We start from the raw sequence: 19,942 nt of genomic DNA on the forward strand, positions 1-19,942 counted from the left end.
CTCCTCCACGTGCTCTACCGATCCACCCCGCACCTCGTACTCGTTGTCCCGACTCCTCTTTGCGCGCTGCCCCACCACGTTCTGGACAGGAGGGACCACGTTGCCGCGCAAACGCTGCTACCCCTCCGACACCTACGACGACGAGTGGGCGCTGATCGAACCACTGCTGCCCGTCCCGGCCTGCGACACCCGCACCGGCGGGCGCCCGGAGAAGCACCCGAGGCGGGAGATCGTCGACGCCATCCGCTACGTCGTGGACACCGGCTGCAAATGGCGGGCCCTGCCGAAGGACTTCCCGCCCTGGCGCACTTGTTACGGATTCATGGCCCGCTGGGCCGCCGCCGGCATCGTCGGACAGATCCGTGACCAGCTCCGCAAACGCATCCGCCGCGAGATGGGCCGATCCCCCGGAGCGGTCGCCACCGTAATCGACTCCCAGCCAGTCAAGGCCTCCGAGACCGTCGGACGCGACTCCCGCGGCTACGACGGAGCGAAGAAGATCAACGGCCGCAAACGCTACCTCGTGGTCGACACCAAGGGCCTGCCGCTGTTCGTCATGGTCACCCCGGCCGACATGACCGACCGCGACGCCGCGAAGGAAGTTCTCTTCCGACTGCGGCTCATGCACCCCGAAACCACCATCGCCTGGGCCGACTCCGGCTATGCCGGACAGCTCGTGACCCAACTGATCCAGCACTCTGAGACGTTGATCACCTGGGCCGCTATCACCCTGATAACCAGGCGAATCACCCGCCGATCCTCCCGCCGAAGCGGCCAGCCGGACTCCCGCGAAACCCACCGCGACTGACCCTCATGACGACGCTGGTCAGCGTCGCCACCCTCACTCCCCCAAGGCCATCTCCCCGCGAACTTTCTCATGTCCGACCGGCCCCCGCCGGAGGTATGCGTACAGGAAATCCCGACCAGATCACTCCGTCGCAGGCAGGCACTCGGCGAGCAGGCCGACGACGTCGCGCCAGGCTCGCTGCGCATGCCGTGGGTGGTAGCCGACGCCGGGGACCACGGGGTGGTCGACCGTCGGGTGGTGGAAGGCGTGCAAGGCGCCGCCGTAGACCGCGAGGCGCCAGTCGACGCCCGCGGCCTGCATCTCGGCGGTGAACGCGTCCCGTTGCGCGGGCGGCATGATCGGGTCTTCCGACCCGACCCCGGCCCACACCGGGCAGCGGATGCGCGCCGTCTCGCCCGGTCGGCCCGTGGTCAGTGCGTTGACTGTCCCGATCGCGCGCAGGTTGACGCCGTCGCGCCCGAGTTCCAGACCGATGGCGCCTCCGGTGCCGTAGCCGACGGCCGCGATCCGGTCGGGGTCGGTCCGCGGCTCGGCGCGCAACACGTCGAGCGCCGCGTGGCCTATGCCCCGCATCCGGTCGGGGTCGGCGAGCAGCGGCAGGCAACGGGCCAGCATCTCCTCGGGGTCGCTCAAATAGCGCCCGCCGTGGAGGTCGAAGGCCAGCACTACGTATCCCAGCTCGGCGAGCGCGTCGGCCCGGCGGCGCTCGACGTCGCTGAGCCCCGGGCCCTCTGGTCCGAGCAGCACTGCGGGCCGGCGGTCGACACCGGCGGGGAGCGCGAGGTGCCCGGTCATCGTCAGGCCGTCGGCCGGGTACGCGACCGTGCGTGTTGTAACCGTCGTCATGAGACTGGACGGTAGTGATTCGTCGAGCCCGGTTGGGCCGGTGTTCACCGCTGGCAGAACAGCGCGGGTGTGCCTCTGAAATGCGGTGATAGCTCACAAGATCCCTCACAAACCCCGTTCCCGTGGCAGCGTGATCGCCCGCCCTGGCCACGGTGCTGGAGGCGGACCTGCCGGCTCTTCCGCCGGGGGACCGGCGGATACACGATCTCCGAGACCGGCCACGAATCCACCAAGGTCACGTGAGACAGCGAGAACGTTGCGAGAGACGGGACAACCAGCAAACCGAGGTCGGCCCGTCAGCCGCCGACCTTGCCACCGAAGCCCCTCCGTTCGAATTCTGAGCTGGGCAAACGCGCACCGGAGCTTTGCAAACAGGCACTCATCCTGTGGAGGCGTGGGCGGGGACTGAAGCGGCTGACGGGCGGCCGCTCCGCCGTAGAAGGGCCGGGACGAATACAACTGCCGGCCCAGCAGACGCGCCCCCCGACGTTGTCTGCTGAGCACGCTGGTACGGACGGATTCCAAGGGCGACGACTGCAGCCATCCCGTGGTCGGGGTCGATGTCGAGATCGACCAGGTCGCGTTGTGGGCGGAGCCATTGATCACATGACCACTACTGCCCGCCGATGGTCGGTGGAAGGTTCTGTCGAGGAACATCGCGAAGACGATTTCGGCTCGACGGCGGGCAAGGCAGAGGAGTGCCTGGGTACGGTGCTTCCCCTGACCGCGGCGATGGTCCTGCTGGACAGCCTGGACCGTGCCATGGACGACCTCATCGAGCGGATGGCCGAGCACGGTGGAACTCAGTGCTCGGGCGCGGTGCGCCGGGGTAGATTCTCGGCGGGCCGCTCGTTCACGGTGTCGCGGTACGTCAGGCTTCTCGCTGGGGGGGCACAAATGGTCTGGTCACGTCTACGGCGCAGGCGGGCGGAAGTCATGCTTCCGTTCCCCGGTGCGTGCGGGCACCACCGGCACACCATCCGCACCGGGCGCCTGCTGCTCTACACACCTGACAACCTGCTGGACCTGGCAGCCGTGGCAGCGGCCGCTTCGGACCCGCAGGCCCAGCGGTGGCTCGGGTTCACTTCCCAGCAGGTCGTGGAGGATCCCAGGGTCAGACAGGCTCTGACCGAGATGCGTCCCGGCGACAACCACACGGTGCTCTCGTCACTTCCCGGGGATGCGCTCCAGCCGTACGAACCCCAGCGGCAGAAGGATTCAGTGCTGCTGGTCGCCGTGCGCCTGGACGACGGCCGGTACGCGGGCTGCGTCAACCTGGCGGTCGGCGAGAAAGCGATCGGTGGATGGCTGGCGCCCCACTCCCGTGGACAGGGCCTCGGCGCCGAGCTGTTCGGAGCGGGGGCGCTGCTTGCCCACGCCCATCTGGGGCTGGACACGGTACGGGCAGGCACGGAGGTGGAGAACACGGCGAGCCGGCGAGCCCTGCTCCGGGCGGGTTTCGTCCCGGGCGAAGGCCCGGACCAGCACACGCTCCCGGACGGCCGGGTGATCGACGCCTGCTGGTTCCGGCATCTGGACGGACCGATCTCACAGTGCGGCGGCGCCGGGCGAGGGAGCAGGGAAACACCGACGGTGTCCTTCGGTCACCTCACCGAGCCCGGCTGACACTGACGGTACGTCCGCTCCGGCCGCACCTTGCCCCTCTTGCCCCTCTTGCCCGGGTGGAGATCCCCTCGGCGCAGATCCGCCGGCAGCCGACCAGGGCGAGCGCGTCGAACCGGCCCTGGAGTCCCCGCGATCGAGCAGGGGACGTACCGGCTGCCGCAGACCTGCTTCTTCCGGGGCGGCCGCGCCTCGCCCCTGTGGCTGAGTGCCTCGGATTGACGGATTGGTGTCAGCCCTCGCTGGGCAGTGAGCAGGGGCCAAAGTTGTGTCATGTGCACGACTACCTTTCCTGCAAGGAGGTCCACCATGCACGTCCGTACGTTGACCGGAGGATTCGCCGCCGCCCTGGCCGTGACGTTTTCCCTGATGGGTGGCCAGGCCGTGGCCGCCCCAGTGGCGGACGCGGACGGAGCCTTGGCCGCGCGGGTGGTCACCTACGACGCCAGTGGCTCCGCGGAGTTCAGGTCCGCGGTCGACCGGGGCGCGGCGATCTGGAACGAGAGCGTCGACGCTGTCGAACTGCGGCCGGTCGCGGCCGGGCAACGCGCCAACATACGGGTCCTCGCGGACAACGGCTGGCCCCGCGCCATCACCACCTCCCTGGGCAACGGAACCGTCTACATCGGACGCCAGGCGGTGAACGAGGGCCACAACACCATCCGCATCTCGTCCCACGAACTGGGTCACATCCTGGGCCTGCCGGACCGCAAGCCCGGACCGTGCACGAGCCTGATGTCCGGTTCCAGTGCGGGAACCTCATGCACGAACGCCTATCCGAACACGGCCGAGAAGGCCGAGGTCGAAGGGTACTTCGGCGGTGCGTTCGCGCGGACGGCCGGAGCAGTACCGGTCAACTCCCTGATCGTGAACTGACACACGGCGCGAAACCCCAAGCGGGAGTGACCGTACGCCGCCCCGGAGCGCGGATCGCGTTCCGGGGCGGCGTGAGGACGCGGGCCCGGAGCGCGGATCGCGTTCCGGGGCGGCGTGAGGACGCGGGCCCGCTCACCCAACTGAAACGCCCCGCCGCCGGCAGCGGTTCACGGAGCGCGCCCGTGACGCCGAACACTGCCGCGACGGCCCGCGCACTGCCCAACTGCTTGAGCAGGGCAGCCGATCCGGCCACCGAGGTCCGAACTGCGCCGAGCCGCAGCGGCATGACCCGCGCGAGACGCGCGAGACCTGGTTCCGGCCAGCCGACCCCGACGGCATTCTGATCCCTTCCGCGGCGCTTCGTCGTTTCTCCGGGCCGTGCCGGGGGATTCCGGCGTTGACAGGTTTGGTTAATGGGATTGGCTTTTGGCTAACCATGTTAGCCAAACCTGGGGGATGTCATGCCCGAGTATCTTGCCGTCGACGGCGGCACGATCGCTTACGAGGTGGCGGGGTCCGGCCCGCTGATCGTTCTCGCGCACGGCATGGGCGACAGCCGCGCCGCGTACCGTGCCGTGATCCCGCCACTGGTGGCGGCCGGCTACCGGGTCGCCGCGGTCGATCTGCGCGGCTGCGGCGAGTCCAGCGTCGGCTGGCCTGCCTGGAGCCGCACCGCCATCGCCGGCGACCTGCTCGCCGTGATCCGCCACCTGGGCGGCCCGGCCCTGCTCGTCGGCCACTCGATCTCCGGCGGTACCGCCACCATCGCCGCCGCGCAGGAGCCCTCGTTGATCACGGCGGTGGTCGAGCCGGCGCCGTTCACCCGCAAGCAGTCGATCCGCCTCGGTGACCTGCGGGTGAAGCGCTTCCGGCAGGGCATGCTGCGGCTGCTCGGCACGGGCGCGTTCGGCAGCGTGCCGCTCTGGTGCTCGTACCTCGACGTGGCCTACCCCGGCGTCAAGCCGGCCGACTGGGCCGAGCGGCTCGGCCGCATCGACTCCCTGCTGCGCGAACCGGGCCGGATGAAGGCCATGCAGGGCATGGGCCGCAGCGCCCCGACCGACGCCGGCGCGCAGCTCGGCAACGTCCGCTGCCCGGTCCTGGTCGTGATGGGCACGCTCGACCCCGACTGGGCCGACCCGCACGCCGAGGGTTCGGCCGTCGTCGATGCCCTGCCCTCCGGCCTCGGCCGCCTTGAGATGATCGAGGGCGCCGGGCACTACCCGCACGACCAGTTCCCCGACCAGGTCGTTCCGCTCATACTCGACTTCCTCCGAGCGGACGCCGCCCGTGCCCAGGGCCGGCCTGGACCCGACGGCCGTGGTCGCGGCCGGTGCCGCCCTCGCCGACGAGGTGGGCCTCGCCAACCTGACGATGGGCCTGCTGGCCGAGCGGGTGGGCGTACGTACCCCGTCCCTGTACAAACACGTAGGCGGCCAGGAAGTCAACCGGCGCATCGCGGCCAGGCACTGAGCGAGGCCGCCGACGCCGTCGGCGACGCGGTCCGGGGATACGCGGGCCGCGACGCCCTCGCGGCCGCCGCGCTCGCCTTCCGCGCCTTCGTCCTGGAACACCCCGGCCGGTACGCCGCGACACTCGGCATGGAACCGTCCGGCCCGGACGATCCGCTGGCCGCCGCGAGTCAGCGGCTGCTCGCCGCGTTCACAGCAGTCCTGCGCGGCTACGAGATCACAGAATCCGACGCGGACCACGCCCTGCGCATGCTCCGCAGCCTCTGCCACGGCTTCGCCACACTCCAGGCAGCCAACGGCTTCCAGTGGAGCACCGACATCGACGAAAGCTTCGAATGGCTGATCGCCTTCACCGACCGGGGCCTGCGCGCAATCTGAGAACAAGGGCTGTTCCGATTCCGCTCAACGAGTCAGGATCCTGGTTGCGTACGGAGTGCGTACGTGCGTACGTGCGTACGGAGGAAGAGCGGGGTCAGGCTCCGCAGAACGGCATGGTCCGTACGTATCCGCCCAGGTTCTCGTCGTCGGTGCCCAAGAGGGCATCGGCGGACCCGGGCAGACACTCCACTCCCTCGATCTTGTACCGCGGGAACGTCCCGAGAACGGTCGGGGACGCCGCGAGGATGACCCGTACCCGGCCAGCAGCCGACACGCCCACCCGGCCCGCGTCACTCACTGCCGACTCGAAGGGGCCGTCGTCACCGGCGTCCGCCGCCGAACTCGTGATGATCCGGCCGGAGTTGGTCACCGAGATGTCGGAGATGTGCCGCGTGCCGGCGTCGGCCGGGTACGCCGCCCGGTAGGCCCGGCGCGTCACAGCGCCGAACTGCGGCTGACCCCACGGGGCGAACGTCAGGGGCGCCGCGTACAGCGTGGCCGGACGATCCGCGCCGGCGCCCCGGTCCGCCCACAGGGCCGCGAGCTTCCCGTTCTGGGCGACGAGTGCGAAGCTTTCGAAGTCGTCGCCCTCGCCGATCGCCGGCAGCGGCGAGTGGTCGACGACCGTCGCCGTGGAGCCGGTGACCTTCAGGCGGTACACAATGCCGCGGCCGGCGAGCGCCAGATACTCCCCCGGCATCCCCGGGATGGCTTCGATGGCCTCCAGGTCGACAGGTTCAGCACCGTCCCAGGTAACCGGGGAGATCCCGTCGGCGCCCTCCCGGTGAGTGATCCGGGACAGACGCTGCTGCCCGGACCGCTTGTTGTCATGCACAACCAGCGCGTGCACCCCAGCTCCGTCCCCGGTACGGCCCTCGTACGCGAGGCCGCTGACGCCGCTGCGGGCGTCGCCGCCCACCTTCTGCCATGCGCCGTCCGCAGCGGCGGGGACGGTGCCCAGCATCGTCAGCAGCGCAGTCGCCGCAGTGAGCGAGGCCATGCGCTGCAACATCGGGAGTTTCATGGGACCGCTCGCCTTCTGTGTCCGACAGACACGAGGTCACGCGCCGGGCGCCACGTTATTAATCACGGTCCGCCCGTCCCAGCGACGGTTACGCCATTCGGCGGAGCGCAAAGCCGCACTCGACAGGCACTCACCGCACAACCGAACGCCACCCCACCCCCACCCCCGCACGCCGCAGCGCCCCGGACGAGCCCCCCCCCGTCATCCGCAGCCCGTCATCCGCGGCCCGTCACCAGTCGTGGACCGTGCCGTCCTGGAGCCGGTTCACCGGCAGATACGCCTGCCGGTAGGGGTGGGCCGCGGCCAGGTCCTCGTCCAGTTCCACCCCGATACCCACCGCCTCGCCCGGGTGCAGATGGCCGTCGGTGAAGGTGTAGGCGTGACGGAAGACCTCCTGGGTCAGCGCGTTGTGGCCCGAGTACTCCTGGATGCCGAAGTTGTGGACCGCCAGATTGAGATGGATGGCCGCCGCCATACCGACGGGCGAGATGTCCTCCGGCCCGTGGATGCCGCTCTTGATCTGGTACTGGGCCGCGAAGTCGAAGAGCTTGCGCAGAGGTGTGACACCGCCGAAGTGGGTGACGGCGGAGCGTACGTAGTCGATCAACTGCTCGGTGACGAGGGTCTGGTAGTCGTGGACGGTGTTGAAGACCTCGCCGATGGCGAGCGGAACAGTGGTGTGCCGCCGTACCAGTCGCAGTGCCTCCTGGTTCTCGGCGGGTGTGCAGTCCTCCAGCCAGAACGGGCGGTACGGCTCCAACTCCTGGCCGAGTCTCGCGGCCTGAATCGGTGTCAGCCGGTGGTGAACGTCATGGAGCAGCGCCAGTTCCGGCCCGAACTCGGCCCGTACCGCCTCGAAGACCCGTGGGATGTGGCGCAGATACGCCTCCGTGTCCCAGTCCTCGACAAGGGGCTTCGCCCCCTGGTGCGGTACGGGCCTGTCGTCGGTGTCCGTGGTGTGCACCCCGTACACCGACTTGAGGCCGGGAATGCCGGTCTGGATCCGGATCGCCGGGTAGCCCTGGCTCAGCCGGGCGCGCACCGAGTCGAGGAGTTCGGGGAGGTCCCGGCCCTCCGCGTGGCCGTAGGTGCGGATGCGGTCACGGCTCGCCCCGCCCAGAAGCTGGTACAGCGGCAGCCCGGCCGCCTTCGCCTTGATGTCCCACAGGGCCACGTCGACGGCGGCGATCGCGGCCATCGTGACCGGGCCGCGGCGCCAGTACGCCCCCCGGTACAGCGACTGCCAGGTGTCCTCGATCCGGTGGGCGTCCAGCCCTATGAGCAGCGGTACGACATGATCCTCCAGGTAGCTCACCACGGCGAGTTCGCGGCCGTTGAGCGTGGCGTCCCCCAGGCCGGTGAGGCCATCGTCGGTCGTCACCTTCAGGGTGACGAAGTTGCGTCCGGGACTGGTGACGACGACCTTCGCGTCGACGATCTTCATGTATCCGCTCTTTCCGAGCCGGTGCTGTCCCGGCTGCGTCGGGGGGTGTGAGGGGAGGAACGGCCGGTCAGCCCTTGGAGGCTCCCGAGGTCAGACCGGCCACGAGGTACTTCTGACCGACGACCGCGGCCACCACGACCGGCACCGTGATGAGGGTTGCGGCAGCCATCAGGCCGCCCCAGTCGGTACTCGCGTAGGAGATGAAGTTGAACAGCGCCACCGGCACGGTCTGCGTACGGTCGTCGGCGAAGACGAGTGCGAACATGAAGTTGTTCCAGCTGAACACGAACGCCAGGAGCGAGGCCGTCGCCGTTCCGGGAGCCGCCAGGGGCAGGGTGATCCGCCAGAAGGCGCCGAACGCGGAGAGCCCGTCGGTACGGCCGGCCTCCTCCAGTTCGACAGGGAGCCCCGCGAAGAAGCTGATCATGATCCACATGATCAGCGGCACCGACACGAACATCTGGCTGAGGATCAGGACGGTATACGAGCCGACCAGCCCGATCTGCGCGAAGAGGTAGTACCAGGGCACGAGCAGGGAGATCGCGGGCACGATACGGGCGACCAGGACGAGGGAGCCGGTGCGGTGCATACGGAACCGGCCCACCGCCCAGGCGGCCGGTACGGCGATCACGGCGGAGAGCGCGGTGGAGACCACTCCGACCAGCAGCGAGTTCCCCATCGACCGCAGGATCTGGCCGGCCTCCACGATGTTGCGGAAGTTCTCCAGCGTGGGCGAGAACCACAGTCCGACCCGGGGGTCGGTCACCTGTACGTTCGTCTTGAAGGCCGCCGCGAACATCCACACGACCGGCAGCGCGAAGATCAGTGTCACCACGGTGATGGCGGCGCCGCGCAGCCAGGCCGGTCCACGGCGGCGGCCTGTGCGCCCGCGGGGCGCGGCGGTGGCGTGGGAGGCGGTCATGCGGCGTCCTTCCTTCCGGAACGGCGGCGCAGCAGCACGACGACGCCGACGATGAAGAGCGTGAACAGCACCAGCACGGCCGCGGCCAGACCGTACTCCTGGTAGTCGAAGGTGAGCCCGTACGCGTACACGTTGAGGGTCTCCGCCTCGAAGTCCGAGCCGCCGCCCGGGCCCTTGGTGGCGTAGAGGATGTCGAAGGTCTTGAGCGCGTCCACGGCGCGCAGGACGAGGGCGGTGCCGATCGCCGGGCCGAGCATGGGCAGGACGACATGGCGGAACCGCTGCCAGGCGTTGGCCCCGTCGACGAGCGCGGCCTCTTCGGGCTCCTCGGGCAGCGTGGTGAGCCCGGCCAGCAGGAGCAGCGTCATCATCGGTGTCCACTGCCACACATCGATGAGCATCAGTGTCGGAAGCGACTGGCTCACGGAGCCGAGGAATTCCATCCGGGGAATTCCCACCGAGGCGAGGAGATGGTTGGCGATGCCGTTGGTGGGGTCGAGGATCAGCAGCCACAGGATGCCGATCGCGACGGGCGTCGTCAGGAGCGGGATGATCAGGACCGTCCGTACCCAGCGCATTCCACGGAACGGCTTGCGCATGAGCATGGCGAGCGCCAGGCCCAGCACCGTTTCCAGCGCCACGGCTCCGACGGTGAAGATCACGGTCCGCTGTACGGCGGGCCAGAACCGGCGGGAATCGCTGAGCGCGTCCACGAAGTTCCGCAGTCCCACATGGTGTTTCTGGGCGTTCACCGCGCCGAAGGCGTCGGTGAGGCTCAGGTCGATGGTGAAGGCCAGCGGGAAGACGATCATCAGTCCGACGAAGGCGAGCGCCGGGGTGAGCATCGCCCACTTCAGCCGCCGGTTGGCCTGTTCGACGGTGCGCGGAGTCCGGCCGCGGGGCGGACGGGCGGAGTCCCGCGCCGTCGCGCTCGCACGGACCTCGGTGGTGGACATCAGGACTCCTTGTGGCGGTTGTCGCGGACGAGGAAATCGGCGAACTCCGCGTCGGCGTCGCGGATCACCGGCTTCACCGGCTTGCCGAGGATCCCGGCCACCAGCGGGCGCCCGACGATGTCCCGGGCCCGGCCGACCTGGAGCACCTGCGGGCGGTCGTGCCCGATGCCGCGCTCCGCGTTGATCCGCATCGCCTCGGCGAGATCGGGCGGGAACGACGCGAGCGTCTCGGGATCGGACCACACCGACTGCCGGGCACACGGAATTCCCGCGGACTGGAGCTCGGCGGCCATGTCCGGTCCCGCGGCCCAGCGGATGAACTCCCAAGCCTCGTCGCGCAGTCGGGAGAAGGTGTTGATACCGAGACTCCAGGACGGGATGTTGTGCGGACGGGCACCCGCGGGCCCCGCCGGGAACGGCGCGAAGCCCACGGTCTTCCCCACCGAGGAGATGGAGGGGTCCAGGAAGCTGCTGTAGATCGCGTCGGCGTCGATGTAGAACGCGGCCTTGCCCTGGGCGAAGATCGGCATGGCCTGTTCCAGGCTCATATTGGTGGCGCCGGGCGGGCCCGCCTCGTGGAGCAGCCTGCCGTAGTACTCGTACGCGGCGGTCGCGGCGCGGCTGCCGATGCCGGACCTGCCGTTCACGACGAAGTCGCCGCCGTACGAGTAGAGGTAGCTCGACCACTGGGAGACGGCGCCGCTGCGCTGCCCGCGGCCCACATACCCGAAGAAGCCCTTGCCCGGGTCGGTGAGCCGCATGGAGGCGTCCATCAGCTCGTCGAGCGTACGGGGAGGGTCGGCCAGATCCTTGCGGTAGTACAGCGCGGGGCGCTCGGTGACCACCGGGACGCTCAGCACCCTGCCCTTGGCCTCCGAGGCACCTCGCGGCGCCTTCTGGAAGTCCTGCCAGTCGAACTCCGCGTCGCCGTGGACCCGGTCGGTGAGGTCGGCGAGCCAGCCGTTGTGCGCGAAGACCGGCTGCTCCTGGAGGGCGCGGACCATCATCACGTCAACATCGGTACCGGAGGCGTTGAGCTTCACGTTGTAGCTGCTGGCGAGCTGGTCGGCGGTGAGCAGGGTCATGGAGACCCGCCGTCCGGCGCGCTCCTCGAACTCCTTCATCCGGCGGCGGACGGCCTGCGACCAGACATGATTGATCGCCATGATCCGCAGCGGCGTGTCCGCCGACGGTCTGCCGCCCCCGCGCGAACAGGCGCCGAGCGCTCCGGCACCGACGGCCGCCGCGGCTCCGGCGGCCAGCCTGCCGAAACCGCGCCGGCTGAGGAACTGGCTGCTCGTGGACATCCTCGTCCTCGTCTCTCTGCTGGTGATGCGTCCCGTACATCCGGCCACTGGTCCAACTGGTAGGACCAGTTTGGCTGTGCAGGGACGTTAACAGGCCATGCGGGTGCTGACCAGACCCTGGTCCGGACGGCGACGGAGTGATCTGCGGCACTCCAAATAAGGGCATACCGGATATCGCGAGACATCGCGCACACGGTGGCGGGCGTGCGCGCGAAAAGGGGCAGGCTAGCCGCCGGTTTGCCCGGTCTCTATCCGGTCCGGTGGTCGGATTCGGACAGCAGCAGCTCGATGTGCCGCCGCGCCATGACATCCACCTGGAGGTCGAGATCGGCGCCGTAGGTGCGCGTGCCGAGCAGGAGATGCTCCCGCATGTGCGCGCAGGCCAGCTCCTCGTCACGCGCGACGATCGCCTCGAAGATCTCGGGATGGTGCGGCACTCCCGGCTCCTCGATCGAGGGGTCCGAATTGGAGCGGAGCATCATCTCGAACATCATGCCGCTGATCGACGACAGCATGATCCGCAGGACCGGGTTGCCGCTGGCGACGGCGATCGCGTCATGAAAGGCGACATCCGCGCGCGCCTTGGTGACCACATCGGTCGCCGACTCCAGTGTGTCCTGCGCCGCCCGCATCGCCTCGATGTCGTCCTCGCCCGCCCGCCGGGTCGCCAGCCGGACCGTCTCCACCTCCAGCGGCAGCCGCGCCTCGATGAGCTGGCGCACCGTGGGCCGGCCCGTCCTGTAGAGGGCGTCGTACCCCCGGGCCTGCCCGGACGACTGGTCCCGTACGAAGGAGCCCCGGCCCGGCGCCACCTCGATCAGCTGCTGCGCCTCCAGCCGCTGAAGAGCCTCCCGTACCACATTCCGGCTGGAGCCGAACGTCGCGGCGAGCTCGCGCTCCGACGGCAGCTTGGCGCCGACGGCGATCGCTCCGGACCTGATGTCATGCTCCAGTTGACGCGCGATGCGCTCGGTGAGAAGCCCGCTCCGGGCACCGGTGGCGGCCCGGTGCGACTGCGAGGGCGGGGCAGGCGGCATAACCAGGAGGGTACAGCGTCCCCAAGAGGCGAGTCGCCGCCCGCGGGGCGGAGCGGGCGGGCGGGGGCACCACCCGGTCCGCCCCTCGTTCCACGAGCCCCATTTTCTGGACTTGCCGGTTCAATTTCTCCGGGTCGGCAGGAGTGCCCGAGCGCTATGTTGACCGCATGTACTCGACGCAGGTCTCCCGACATGTGAATGCCCCGCGTCCGGCCGTCTACCGGGCGCTTCTGGACGCGGACGCGATCGCGGCGTGGCGGGTGCCGGCCGGCATGAGCAGCCATGTGCACGAATTCGATGCCCGCGAAGGTGGACGGTTCCGCGTCTCCCTCACCTACGACGCGCCGACCGGCACGGGCAAGTCGGCCTCACACACCGACACGTACCACGGCCACTTCGTGACGCTCGTGCCGGACGAGCAGGTGGTCGAAGTGTTCGAGTTCGAGACCGCGGATCCCGCGCTCCAGGGCACCATGACGATGACGACCACGCTCACCGATACGGACGGCGGCACCGAAGTCCTCGTCGTGCACGACGGGATCCCCGACTCCGTGCCCGCCGCCGACAACGAGACGGGCACACGGATGGCACTGGCAAACCTCGCGCAGCTCGTTGAGGCGAACGGGCGTCACACGAGCTGACACCGACGCATGCGCGGGCGCGGTCCGGTCCGGGCCGGATGGTCCCGGCCCGGACCGGACTCGTACACCGGTCAGTTGAACGCGGCGGCGAACATGCCGGGCTCGTAGGAGCCTCCCCGCTGGTGCACGATCACGGCGAGCCGGTTGGCCGCGTTGATCAGGGCGACCAAGGAGACCAGCGCGGCGATCTGGTCGTCGTCGTAGTGCTCGCGCACCTGGGCCCAGGTCTCGTCGGACACACCATGGTGGGCGTCGGCGAGACGGGTGCCCTCCTCCGCGAGCGCCAGCGCGGCCCGCTCGGCCTCGGTGAACACGGTGGACTCGCGCCAGGCGGCGACCAGGTTGAGCCGGACCGCGGTTTCACCAGCGGCCGCGGCCTCCTTGGTGTGCATGTCGATGCACCAGCCGCAGCCGTTGATCTGGCTGGCGCGCAGCGACACCAGCTCCTGCGTGGACCTCGGCAGCGGCGACTGGTGGATCACCAGGCCCGCGTTGGCGAACCGCTTGGCGAACTTGACGGCGACCTCGTTGCCGAACATGTCGAATCGGGCATCCATGACTTCGTCCTCACTCACGGTCGTTGCACTGACGAACACGAGACGCCGGTGCCCCGCTCGCTGTGACAGGGCCGTGGTGTGACGTGCGACACCGCGCACCCGAGGTGTCGCTGACGCACCGTCAGTCCGCGTACACACTCAGCCCCGAGAGCTGGCCCGCCGGCCAGCCGGTGTTGGCGGTGAACTGCACCCGTACGTAGCGCGCCGACGAGCCCGCCGCGAGCGGAATGGTCACCGAGTTGCCGGTCGACGGGTTGAAGACGTACCCGGCCGAGGCGCTCAGCGGGGACATGGCGCCGCCGTCGGGCGCTGTCGAGCCGAGGACCGAGAGGGTCTGGGTACGGGTCGACCAGGCGGGGTTCGGGGGCAGGGACAGGACGATGCGCTTCACCGGGCGGGCCGCGCCCAGGTCGACCTGGATCCACTGCGGGAAGGCGTTGTTGGCGCTCTCCCAGTAGCTGTTGCTGTCACCGTCGACGGCGTTGCCCGGAGCGTAGTTCTGTGTCTGGCTGCTCGCGCTCGCCGGGCGGCGCAGCGCGAGGTCCCCGGTCGGCGGCGGCGGAGTCGTGCCGCCCGGCGGGGTGGGGCGGACCGGGGTCAGGGCCAGTTCGCCCTTCAGCATCCGCCCGCCGTCCCCGGTGAGCCGCAGATAGTAGTCCGACGAGCAGGCCGTACCGTCCTCGTCCAGCGCCCGGATACCCGAACCCACCGGAATCTGCGAGGAGTTCTCGGCGGTCTTCGCGATCTGGTTGCCCTCGTTGAACTCGTCGAACATGGAGATGTAGATCCCCGCGACCCCGAGCCGGGTCATGTTGTAGAACTGCCGCCACATGAAGTCGCCGTGCGCGCGGTGCCCCGACTGGAGATCACCCGGCAGGACACAGGGCTGGTAGTCGATGCCGTAGGCGTCACAGTGTGCCTGGTCGGGCGAGTTGACGTTGGCGTAGAAATTGTCGGCGCCCGCGATGTTGCCGATCCGGCCGACCATCCACGGCGAGAGCATGTCGAAGGCGTGGTACACGTCCAGGTATCCGGGCCGTGAGTCCTCGTTGCCGCTCCGCCAGTGGGTGGGCACCCCGCCCATCACATAACAGCCCTGTGCCTTGAACCAGTTGACGACATCCAGACACACCGGCGCCGACCAGGTCTTGTTGGGCTCGTTGAAACCGAAGCCCCAAATACCCACCACCGGCTTGCCGTTCTGCCGGGCATAGGCGGGCGACGCGGTGTACGCCTGCATCTTGTTCAGCCAGTCCGCCTTCATCTCCGGCTGCATGTTCGTCCAGCCGGTGGCGTCGTACATGATGTAGAACTTCCGCCCGTACCTCTCGGCGGCGCTGCGCACCTTCGCGGCCATCGCGTCCCGGGTCGCGCCCTCACCGCCGTTGGGGTTGAAGCGCTGGAGGGCGGCGGTGTCCATGCCGTACTGCTGCATCCACGAGAAGTGGGTGTCGACGGTCTGCTGGTCGTACGAGGAGAACAGCGCGGCCGGCTGACCGCTGCCCAGCGCCGGATAGGCCGTCCGGTACGTGTTGGTGTAGTCGCGTACGTCGGGCCAGCTCACGATCGCGGTGTTGGTCGGGGACGGCGACTGGCCCCAGTTCTGCGACCAGTGCCACCAGCCGTTGATCGGCGCGCCGTCACCGGAGCAGGCGAACCAGCCCTGGTAGCCGACGGTGATCTTGCCGACGACATCTCCCGGCGGGGAGGCCGCCGCCTGAGCGCTCTGGGCCTGGGCCCCCAGGCCCACCGCCGCTCCGGCACCTGCCAGTGCGGACGCGATGACGGTCCGTCGGGAAACGGCCATGGGATTCCTCGCAATCGGCTCGGTCCGGTCCGTGTCCCTACGTCCCGGCGCGCGTGGTGCGAACGCCACTCAACGTAGGGACACGGAAGGCCGTGAGCAAGACGAGGAACCGAAATTTATTGACCGGTCAGCGTCAATATCTGACGAAGTCGCCGAAATTACTGTTCAGGCGTTCGCCGAGACGGTCGGCACGTTGTATCCGTCGAGCGACAGCCGCGGCCGCCCCGAAGCAAGCGCCTCGGCGGGCCAGGACACCGTGACCGTCCGGGCCTCGTCGGGCAGCAGCCACAGATAGTTGTCGCCGTACAGAGCCGGCAGCACCCGGTCACCGGTCCGCGCGTCCCGCAGCGACAGCCTGACCATCGCCGCCACGGACGACCCCCGGTTGTGCACCCGTGCGGTCAGCTCCCTGCGCTCGCCCGACCGGCTCACCCGGCCCGGATCCACCGACACCTTGGTCGCACGGACCGAGTTGAGGGCCCGCATGTCCTCCGGATCGCGGTAGCGCCAGTAGGTGTTCTCCGACAGCACACGCCCGCGCGCGTCCGTGAGAGTCAGCCGCAGCAGATGGAACGCCGGCAGGTCCCCGGCCACGTCCGCCGTGAACACCCGGGTGGTCGCCGACGCCTTCAGGTCCGCCTTCTGCCGCTTCTCCGCACCGATCCGGCGGCCGTCGAGCCCGTAACACCGCGCTGTCACCACCGCGCCCGGGATGTCACGCGGTGTGTGGTTGACCGCCATCACACGCCAGTCGTTCGGGTCGGCCTGCACATGCAGGGTCTCGCACGCCGTCCGGGCGCCGTAGTACGTACCGTTGACATCGAAGTCGTAGTCGTACGTCTGCCACACCGTGCTGTACCAGGCGGGGTGCGACATCCACAGCATCAGACCGCTCGCGTCGTCCCACAGCCGCGCGTTCCACGCCTCGAACATGGCCCGCGTGTTCTCGTAGTTGACGAACTGCGCCTTCCGGCAGAAGTCGTCGAGACCCTTCGCGGTGCCGAGGCGCGCCTCGATCGCCGCCTGGTAGTTCTGCGGCGCCTGATTCCCCCGGGTGCTCCAGTCGTGGTAGAACCACGCACCGCCGATCGGCCACTCCGGCCCGTCGCCCACGAGATTGCGCATCGTCTCCGCCGTCGACACCGTGGGCATGCCGATCTCCGTGTGGAAGCCGAACACCCCGCCGCCGTAGGTCGAGGACGAGAAGTAGTCCGCCGGCTCGATCCAGCCGTACGGGCCGCCGCCGGACACAATCCCGCCCGCCGAGTTGTTCTGGTACAGCAGCCCGGGCGCCTCCGCCGTGACCGCCTCCCGCATCCCGGTGTCGATCGCCTCCGGCGGATTGCCCTCGTTGGCACCGCACCACACCACAACGCTGGGGTGGATCCGGTAGCGCCGTACGGTGTCCCGGGCGAGGCCGTTGAACGCGTCGTGGTCCGGCGGGTCCATGGCCCAGGCGTTGGGGAAATCGTTCCAGACGAGGATGCCGTGCTCGTCACAACTGGCGTAGAACTCCTCACGGTTGCTGCTCGCCACCCAGTTGCGGATCATGGTGAAGTTCATGTCCCGGTGCATCCGGACGGCCGCGTCCATGCGCGCCGCGGGCATGCGCCGCGCGAGTTCGTCCCAGCCCCAGTTGCCGCCCCGGCAGAACACCCGCACCCCGTTGACACTGATCTTCAGCGGTACGGTCGCGTTGTCGACGGAGGTCACATCGCGCCACGACTCGCCGTCGTCGGACACCTGGATGGTGTACGCGGCGGCGTACGCGGACTCCCAGACGATCGCGACCCGGTCGAAGGAGACCCGCTCACCGAGATCGACCTGGATCCACTCGCCGTCGCGGTACTCCGAGGACCAGCGCGTGGCGCCGTTCCCGTCCACCGCGTTGCCCGCCCCGCTGCCGCTCTCCGCGGACGAGGCGGTCGCGTCCTTGCGCAGCGCCAGGTCCGTACCGGGACGGCCGCTGTCCACCACGGACAGGCTCCACATCGAACAGCCCCAGCTCGTGGCCCTCTTGGTGCACAGCACCCGCACATGACGCGCTGTCTGAGCCGTGAACTCGGTCGTCTGCAGGCTCGCGCTGCCGCCGGTGAACGGCAGTGGTACGGCGGAGTGGTCGACCGCCTTCACCTCGGTCCACGTGTCACCGTCGGCGGACACCTCGACCGCGAACGTCTTCGCGTACGCCCGCTCCCACGTGATCACCGCCCGGTCGAACCGCACGGCGGAGCCGAGGTCCACCCGTACCCACTGGCCGTCCTCGAACGACGACGACCACCGCGTCCGCGGATTGCCGTCCGTCACATTGCCCGCCGCGTTGCCCGGGTCGTCCACGGAGGACGCGTTGGCCGGCTTGCCGAGCGCCAGATCGGTGTCGGCCCGGGAGCTGTCCATCACCGCGAGGCCCCACATCGACGAACCCCAGTCGGTGGCGCGCGTCCGGCACAGCACTCGCACATAACGGGCGGTCTGCGGGGCGAAGTCCACGGTCTCCGCGTAGGAGTCGGACGCCGACTGGAACGTCAGCGGGATGTCGTACTCGTAACCGAACTGCCGTATACCGAAACGGGTGGCACGCCGGTCGCTCTCGCGTCCGTCGGCCGACGCCACCAGGGTGAGGTCGTGGAGGTTCGCCTCGCCGTAGCCGTTGGGCCACCACAGCTCCGGATCGCGGAGCCGCAGCTCGGGATGGGTCGCGGGGGTGAAGGTGGCCTCGGCCGAGCCGCCGGCGGGCACGGTGACCGACTGCGAGACCTTGACCCGACCGAAGGACGCGGACACCGTGACACGCTTGTCGGTGGTGGCGGCGTTACGGACCGGGACCACAACGGTCAGCTCAGCGGTACGGGTGTCCGGCAGATCCGGCAGTGTGGTGTCCACACGCGGATCGCCGATGACGGCGTCACCGGTGGACCGCAGCCGTACATGGTTCCAGATCCCGGCGGCCCTGTCCCGTACGGCCGGCATCCAGTCCCAGCCGGAAGAGGCCAGATATGTGGGCGAATTGCGGTTCATCGTCGTCGCACCGGCGTCCACCCAGGCCAGACCCTCGGGCCCCTTGTCGGTCGGGCTGCCCGGGAACGGCATCGGGCTGATCCGTACCGCGAGGGCATGCTCGTCGGCCCCCGCCAGCAGTTCGGTCACATCGTACGAGCCACGGGCGAAGGGGAAGGTCTGAGTCGCCGCCCTGGTGCCGTTCAGCCAGATCTCGGCCTCGTGATTGATGCCGTCGAACTCCAGCCAGACCCGGCGGCCACGGCCGGAGTCGAAACCGCGCGGGAGCCGGAAGCGGCGCCGGTACCACCAGGCGTGGCGGGAGAGCGCCTCGGGGATCTGGAGGTTGTTCAGCCCCGCCACCGGGTCGGGAAGGTGGCCCTGGTCGACGAGCGAGGTGACCACGGTGCCCGGTACGGTCGCGGGCAGCCAGCCGCTCGTGTCCACAGCGGTCCTGGACAGTTCGGCGCCCTCGCCGCCCGCCCAGTCGTCCATGGTCAGGTCCCAGCCGGACTCCAGCGGTACGGTTCCGTCCGCGGCGACCTTCAGCGGCTCGACCTCACGACGGCGGGTCCCCCAGTCCGTCCATCCCGTGCCCTCCGGGCGCGCGCCGCGGCTCACGCCGTACACCTGGAAACCGTTGAGGCCCAGCGGGTTGGCGTTGGACCGCTTGTGTACGGTCATCCGCACCCAGCGCGCGGTGACCGGCTTCGGCAGCGTGATCTCCACGACCCCGCCCCGCCCGGAATCGGTGCGGTGGACCTGCGTCCAGGACCGGTTGTCCCGCGAGACCTCGATCTCGAACTCGACGGCGCAACTGGAGAGGATCTCCTGGCCCGTGGTGCGGTCGCGCGGGTTGCCGCCGGGGGCGTCGGTGTACGGCGGGTCATCGGCGGTCGCCTCGAAGACGAGCCGGAGCGACTCGACGTCGCACACGCCCTGGAGGTCGACGGAGATCCACTGCGGATCCCCGTCCGCCGCCCGCCACCCCGACCCGCGCACCCCGGCGGAGTCGAGCCGGTCCACGACGAACCGCCCGGGCGTCGGCGCGTAGTCGGTGGAGGAGACGGTCACGGGGCGGTACGCGGCAAGCTCGTCCTTGGTCCGGGCGGCGGCCGGGATGCCCTCGGTCGCGGCATAACTGTGGGCGGGAAGCACCATCCCCAGACCAAATCCGGCCAGCAGAGTGGAGCCTGCGCCAAGAACCGAGCGACGGGACGGCGGTGAGGGCGGGACAGACATCAACA

13 protein-coding genes and 3 pseudogenes are annotated in these 19,942 nt (G+C 69.5%); 6 read left to right on the forward strand and 10 right to left on the reverse strand.

Features of this window, described 5'->3' with window-relative positions; translation table 11 throughout:
• Positions 1–100: 100 nt before the first annotated feature.
• A pseudogene (locus ACFU9P_RS27055) lies at positions 101–900 on the forward strand (IS5 family transposase); the annotation flags it as partial.
• A 28-nt stretch (positions 901–928) separates the two neighbouring features.
• Here ACFU9P_RS27055 and ACFU9P_RS27060 read toward each other — a convergent pair.
• The gene (locus ACFU9P_RS27060) at positions 929–1,654 is read right to left on the reverse strand and encodes a dienelactone hydrolase family protein (RefSeq protein WP_376382779.1); all 726 of its coding nucleotides are present in this window, start codon (positions 1,652–1,654) and stop codon (positions 929–931) included.
• Between the two features lie 606 nt (positions 1,655–2,260).
• Between ACFU9P_RS27060 and ACFU9P_RS27065 the strand changes: the two genes are divergently transcribed.
• From ACFU9P_RS27065 to ACFU9P_RS27080, 4 genes and pseudogenes are all read left to right on the forward strand, one after another.
• Positions 2,261–3,280, forward strand: coding sequence for a GNAT family N-acetyltransferase (locus ACFU9P_RS27065; protein WP_384085533.1), 1,020 nt, complete (start codon positions 2,261–2,263; stop codon positions 3,278–3,280).
• A gap of 306 nt (positions 3,281–3,586) precedes the next feature.
• Positions 3,587–4,153 carry a snapalysin family zinc-dependent metalloprotease gene (locus ACFU9P_RS27070; protein WP_384085536.1) on the forward strand — a complete coding sequence of 189 codons (567 nt, stop codon included), beginning with the start codon at positions 3,587–3,589 and terminating at the stop codon, positions 4,151–4,153.
• Positions 4,154–4,614: 461 nt separating this feature from the next.
• Positions 4,615–5,448: pseudogene (locus ACFU9P_RS27075) on the forward strand (alpha/beta fold hydrolase); the annotation flags it as partial.
• Positions 5,449–5,473: 25 nt separating this feature from the next.
• Positions 5,474–6,003 (forward strand): annotated as a pseudogene (locus ACFU9P_RS27080) (TetR/AcrR family transcriptional regulator).
• Between the two features lie 94 nt (positions 6,004–6,097).
• On the opposite strand, the gene ACFU9P_RS27085 reads toward ACFU9P_RS27080, so the two are convergent.
• The 6 genes from ACFU9P_RS27085 to ACFU9P_RS27110 all read right to left on the reverse strand — a co-directional run bounded on the left by ACFU9P_RS27085 (position 6,098) and on the right by ACFU9P_RS27110 (position 12,693).
• Positions 6,098–7,003: a hypothetical protein gene (locus ACFU9P_RS27085; protein ID WP_384085539.1), complete on the reverse strand. Its 906-nt coding sequence runs from the start codon at positions 7,001–7,003 to the stop codon at positions 6,098–6,100.
• 253 nt (positions 7,004–7,256) lie between these two features.
• Positions 7,257–8,471, reverse strand: coding sequence for a D-mannonate dehydratase ManD (manD, locus tag ACFU9P_RS27090; RefSeq protein ID WP_384085542.1), 1,215 nt, complete (start codon positions 8,469–8,471; stop codon positions 7,257–7,259).
• A 67-nt stretch (positions 8,472–8,538) separates the two neighbouring features.
• Positions 8,539–9,393: a carbohydrate ABC transporter permease gene (locus tag ACFU9P_RS27095; protein ID WP_376382769.1), complete on the reverse strand. Its 855-nt coding sequence runs from the start codon at positions 9,391–9,393 to the stop codon at positions 8,539–8,541.
• Positions 9,390–10,349 (reverse strand): carbohydrate ABC transporter permease, encoded by a 960-nt coding sequence (locus ACFU9P_RS27100; protein WP_376382767.1) that lies wholly within the window; start codon positions 10,347–10,349, stop codon positions 9,390–9,392. Before ACFU9P_RS27100 ends, ACFU9P_RS27095 begins: the two co-directional genes overlap by 4 nt.
• Positions 10,349–11,656 carry an ABC transporter substrate-binding protein gene (locus ACFU9P_RS27105; protein WP_376382765.1) on the reverse strand — a complete coding sequence of 436 codons (1,308 nt, stop codon included), beginning with the start codon at positions 11,654–11,656 and terminating at the stop codon, positions 10,349–10,351. The genes ACFU9P_RS27100 and ACFU9P_RS27105 overlap by 1 nt, the downstream gene beginning before the upstream one ends.
• Before the next feature lie 248 nt (positions 11,657–11,904).
• A complete protein-coding gene (locus tag ACFU9P_RS27110; protein WP_376382763.1) occupies positions 11,905–12,693 on the reverse strand; it encodes a FadR/GntR family transcriptional regulator in 789 nt (262 codons plus the stop codon).
• A gap of 167 nt (positions 12,694–12,860) precedes the next feature.
• Here ACFU9P_RS27110 and ACFU9P_RS27115 point away from each other — a divergent pair, with 167 nt between their 5' ends.
• Positions 12,861–13,334, forward strand: a complete 474-nt coding sequence (locus ACFU9P_RS27115) for an SRPBCC domain-containing protein (protein WP_376382761.1) — start codon at positions 12,861–12,863, stop codon at positions 13,332–13,334.
• A gap of 71 nt (positions 13,335–13,405) precedes the next feature.
• On the opposite strand, the gene ACFU9P_RS27120 is transcribed toward ACFU9P_RS27115, so the two are convergent.
• The 3 genes from ACFU9P_RS27120 to ACFU9P_RS27130 form a co-directional block, all read right to left on the reverse strand.
• Positions 13,406–13,891, reverse strand: coding sequence for a carboxymuconolactone decarboxylase family protein (locus ACFU9P_RS27120; protein WP_376382760.1), 486 nt, complete (start codon positions 13,889–13,891; stop codon positions 13,406–13,408).
• Between the two features lie 121 nt (positions 13,892–14,012).
• On the reverse strand, positions 14,013–15,698 hold the full coding sequence (locus ACFU9P_RS27125; protein WP_376382758.1) for a discoidin domain-containing protein: 1,686 nt from the start codon (positions 15,696–15,698) through the stop codon (positions 14,013–14,015).
• Between the two features lie 165 nt (positions 15,699–15,863).
• Positions 15,864–19,937 carry a discoidin domain-containing protein gene (locus ACFU9P_RS27130; protein WP_376382756.1) on the reverse strand — a complete coding sequence of 1,358 codons (4,074 nt, stop codon included), beginning with the start codon at positions 19,935–19,937 and terminating at the stop codon, positions 15,864–15,866.
• Positions 19,938–19,942: the final 5 nt, after the last annotated feature.

The sequence above is a fragment of the Streptomyces sp. NPDC057617 genome (genome assembly GCF_042800555.1).
GTDB lineage: Bacteria > Actinomycetota > Actinomycetes > Streptomycetales > Streptomycetaceae > Streptomyces.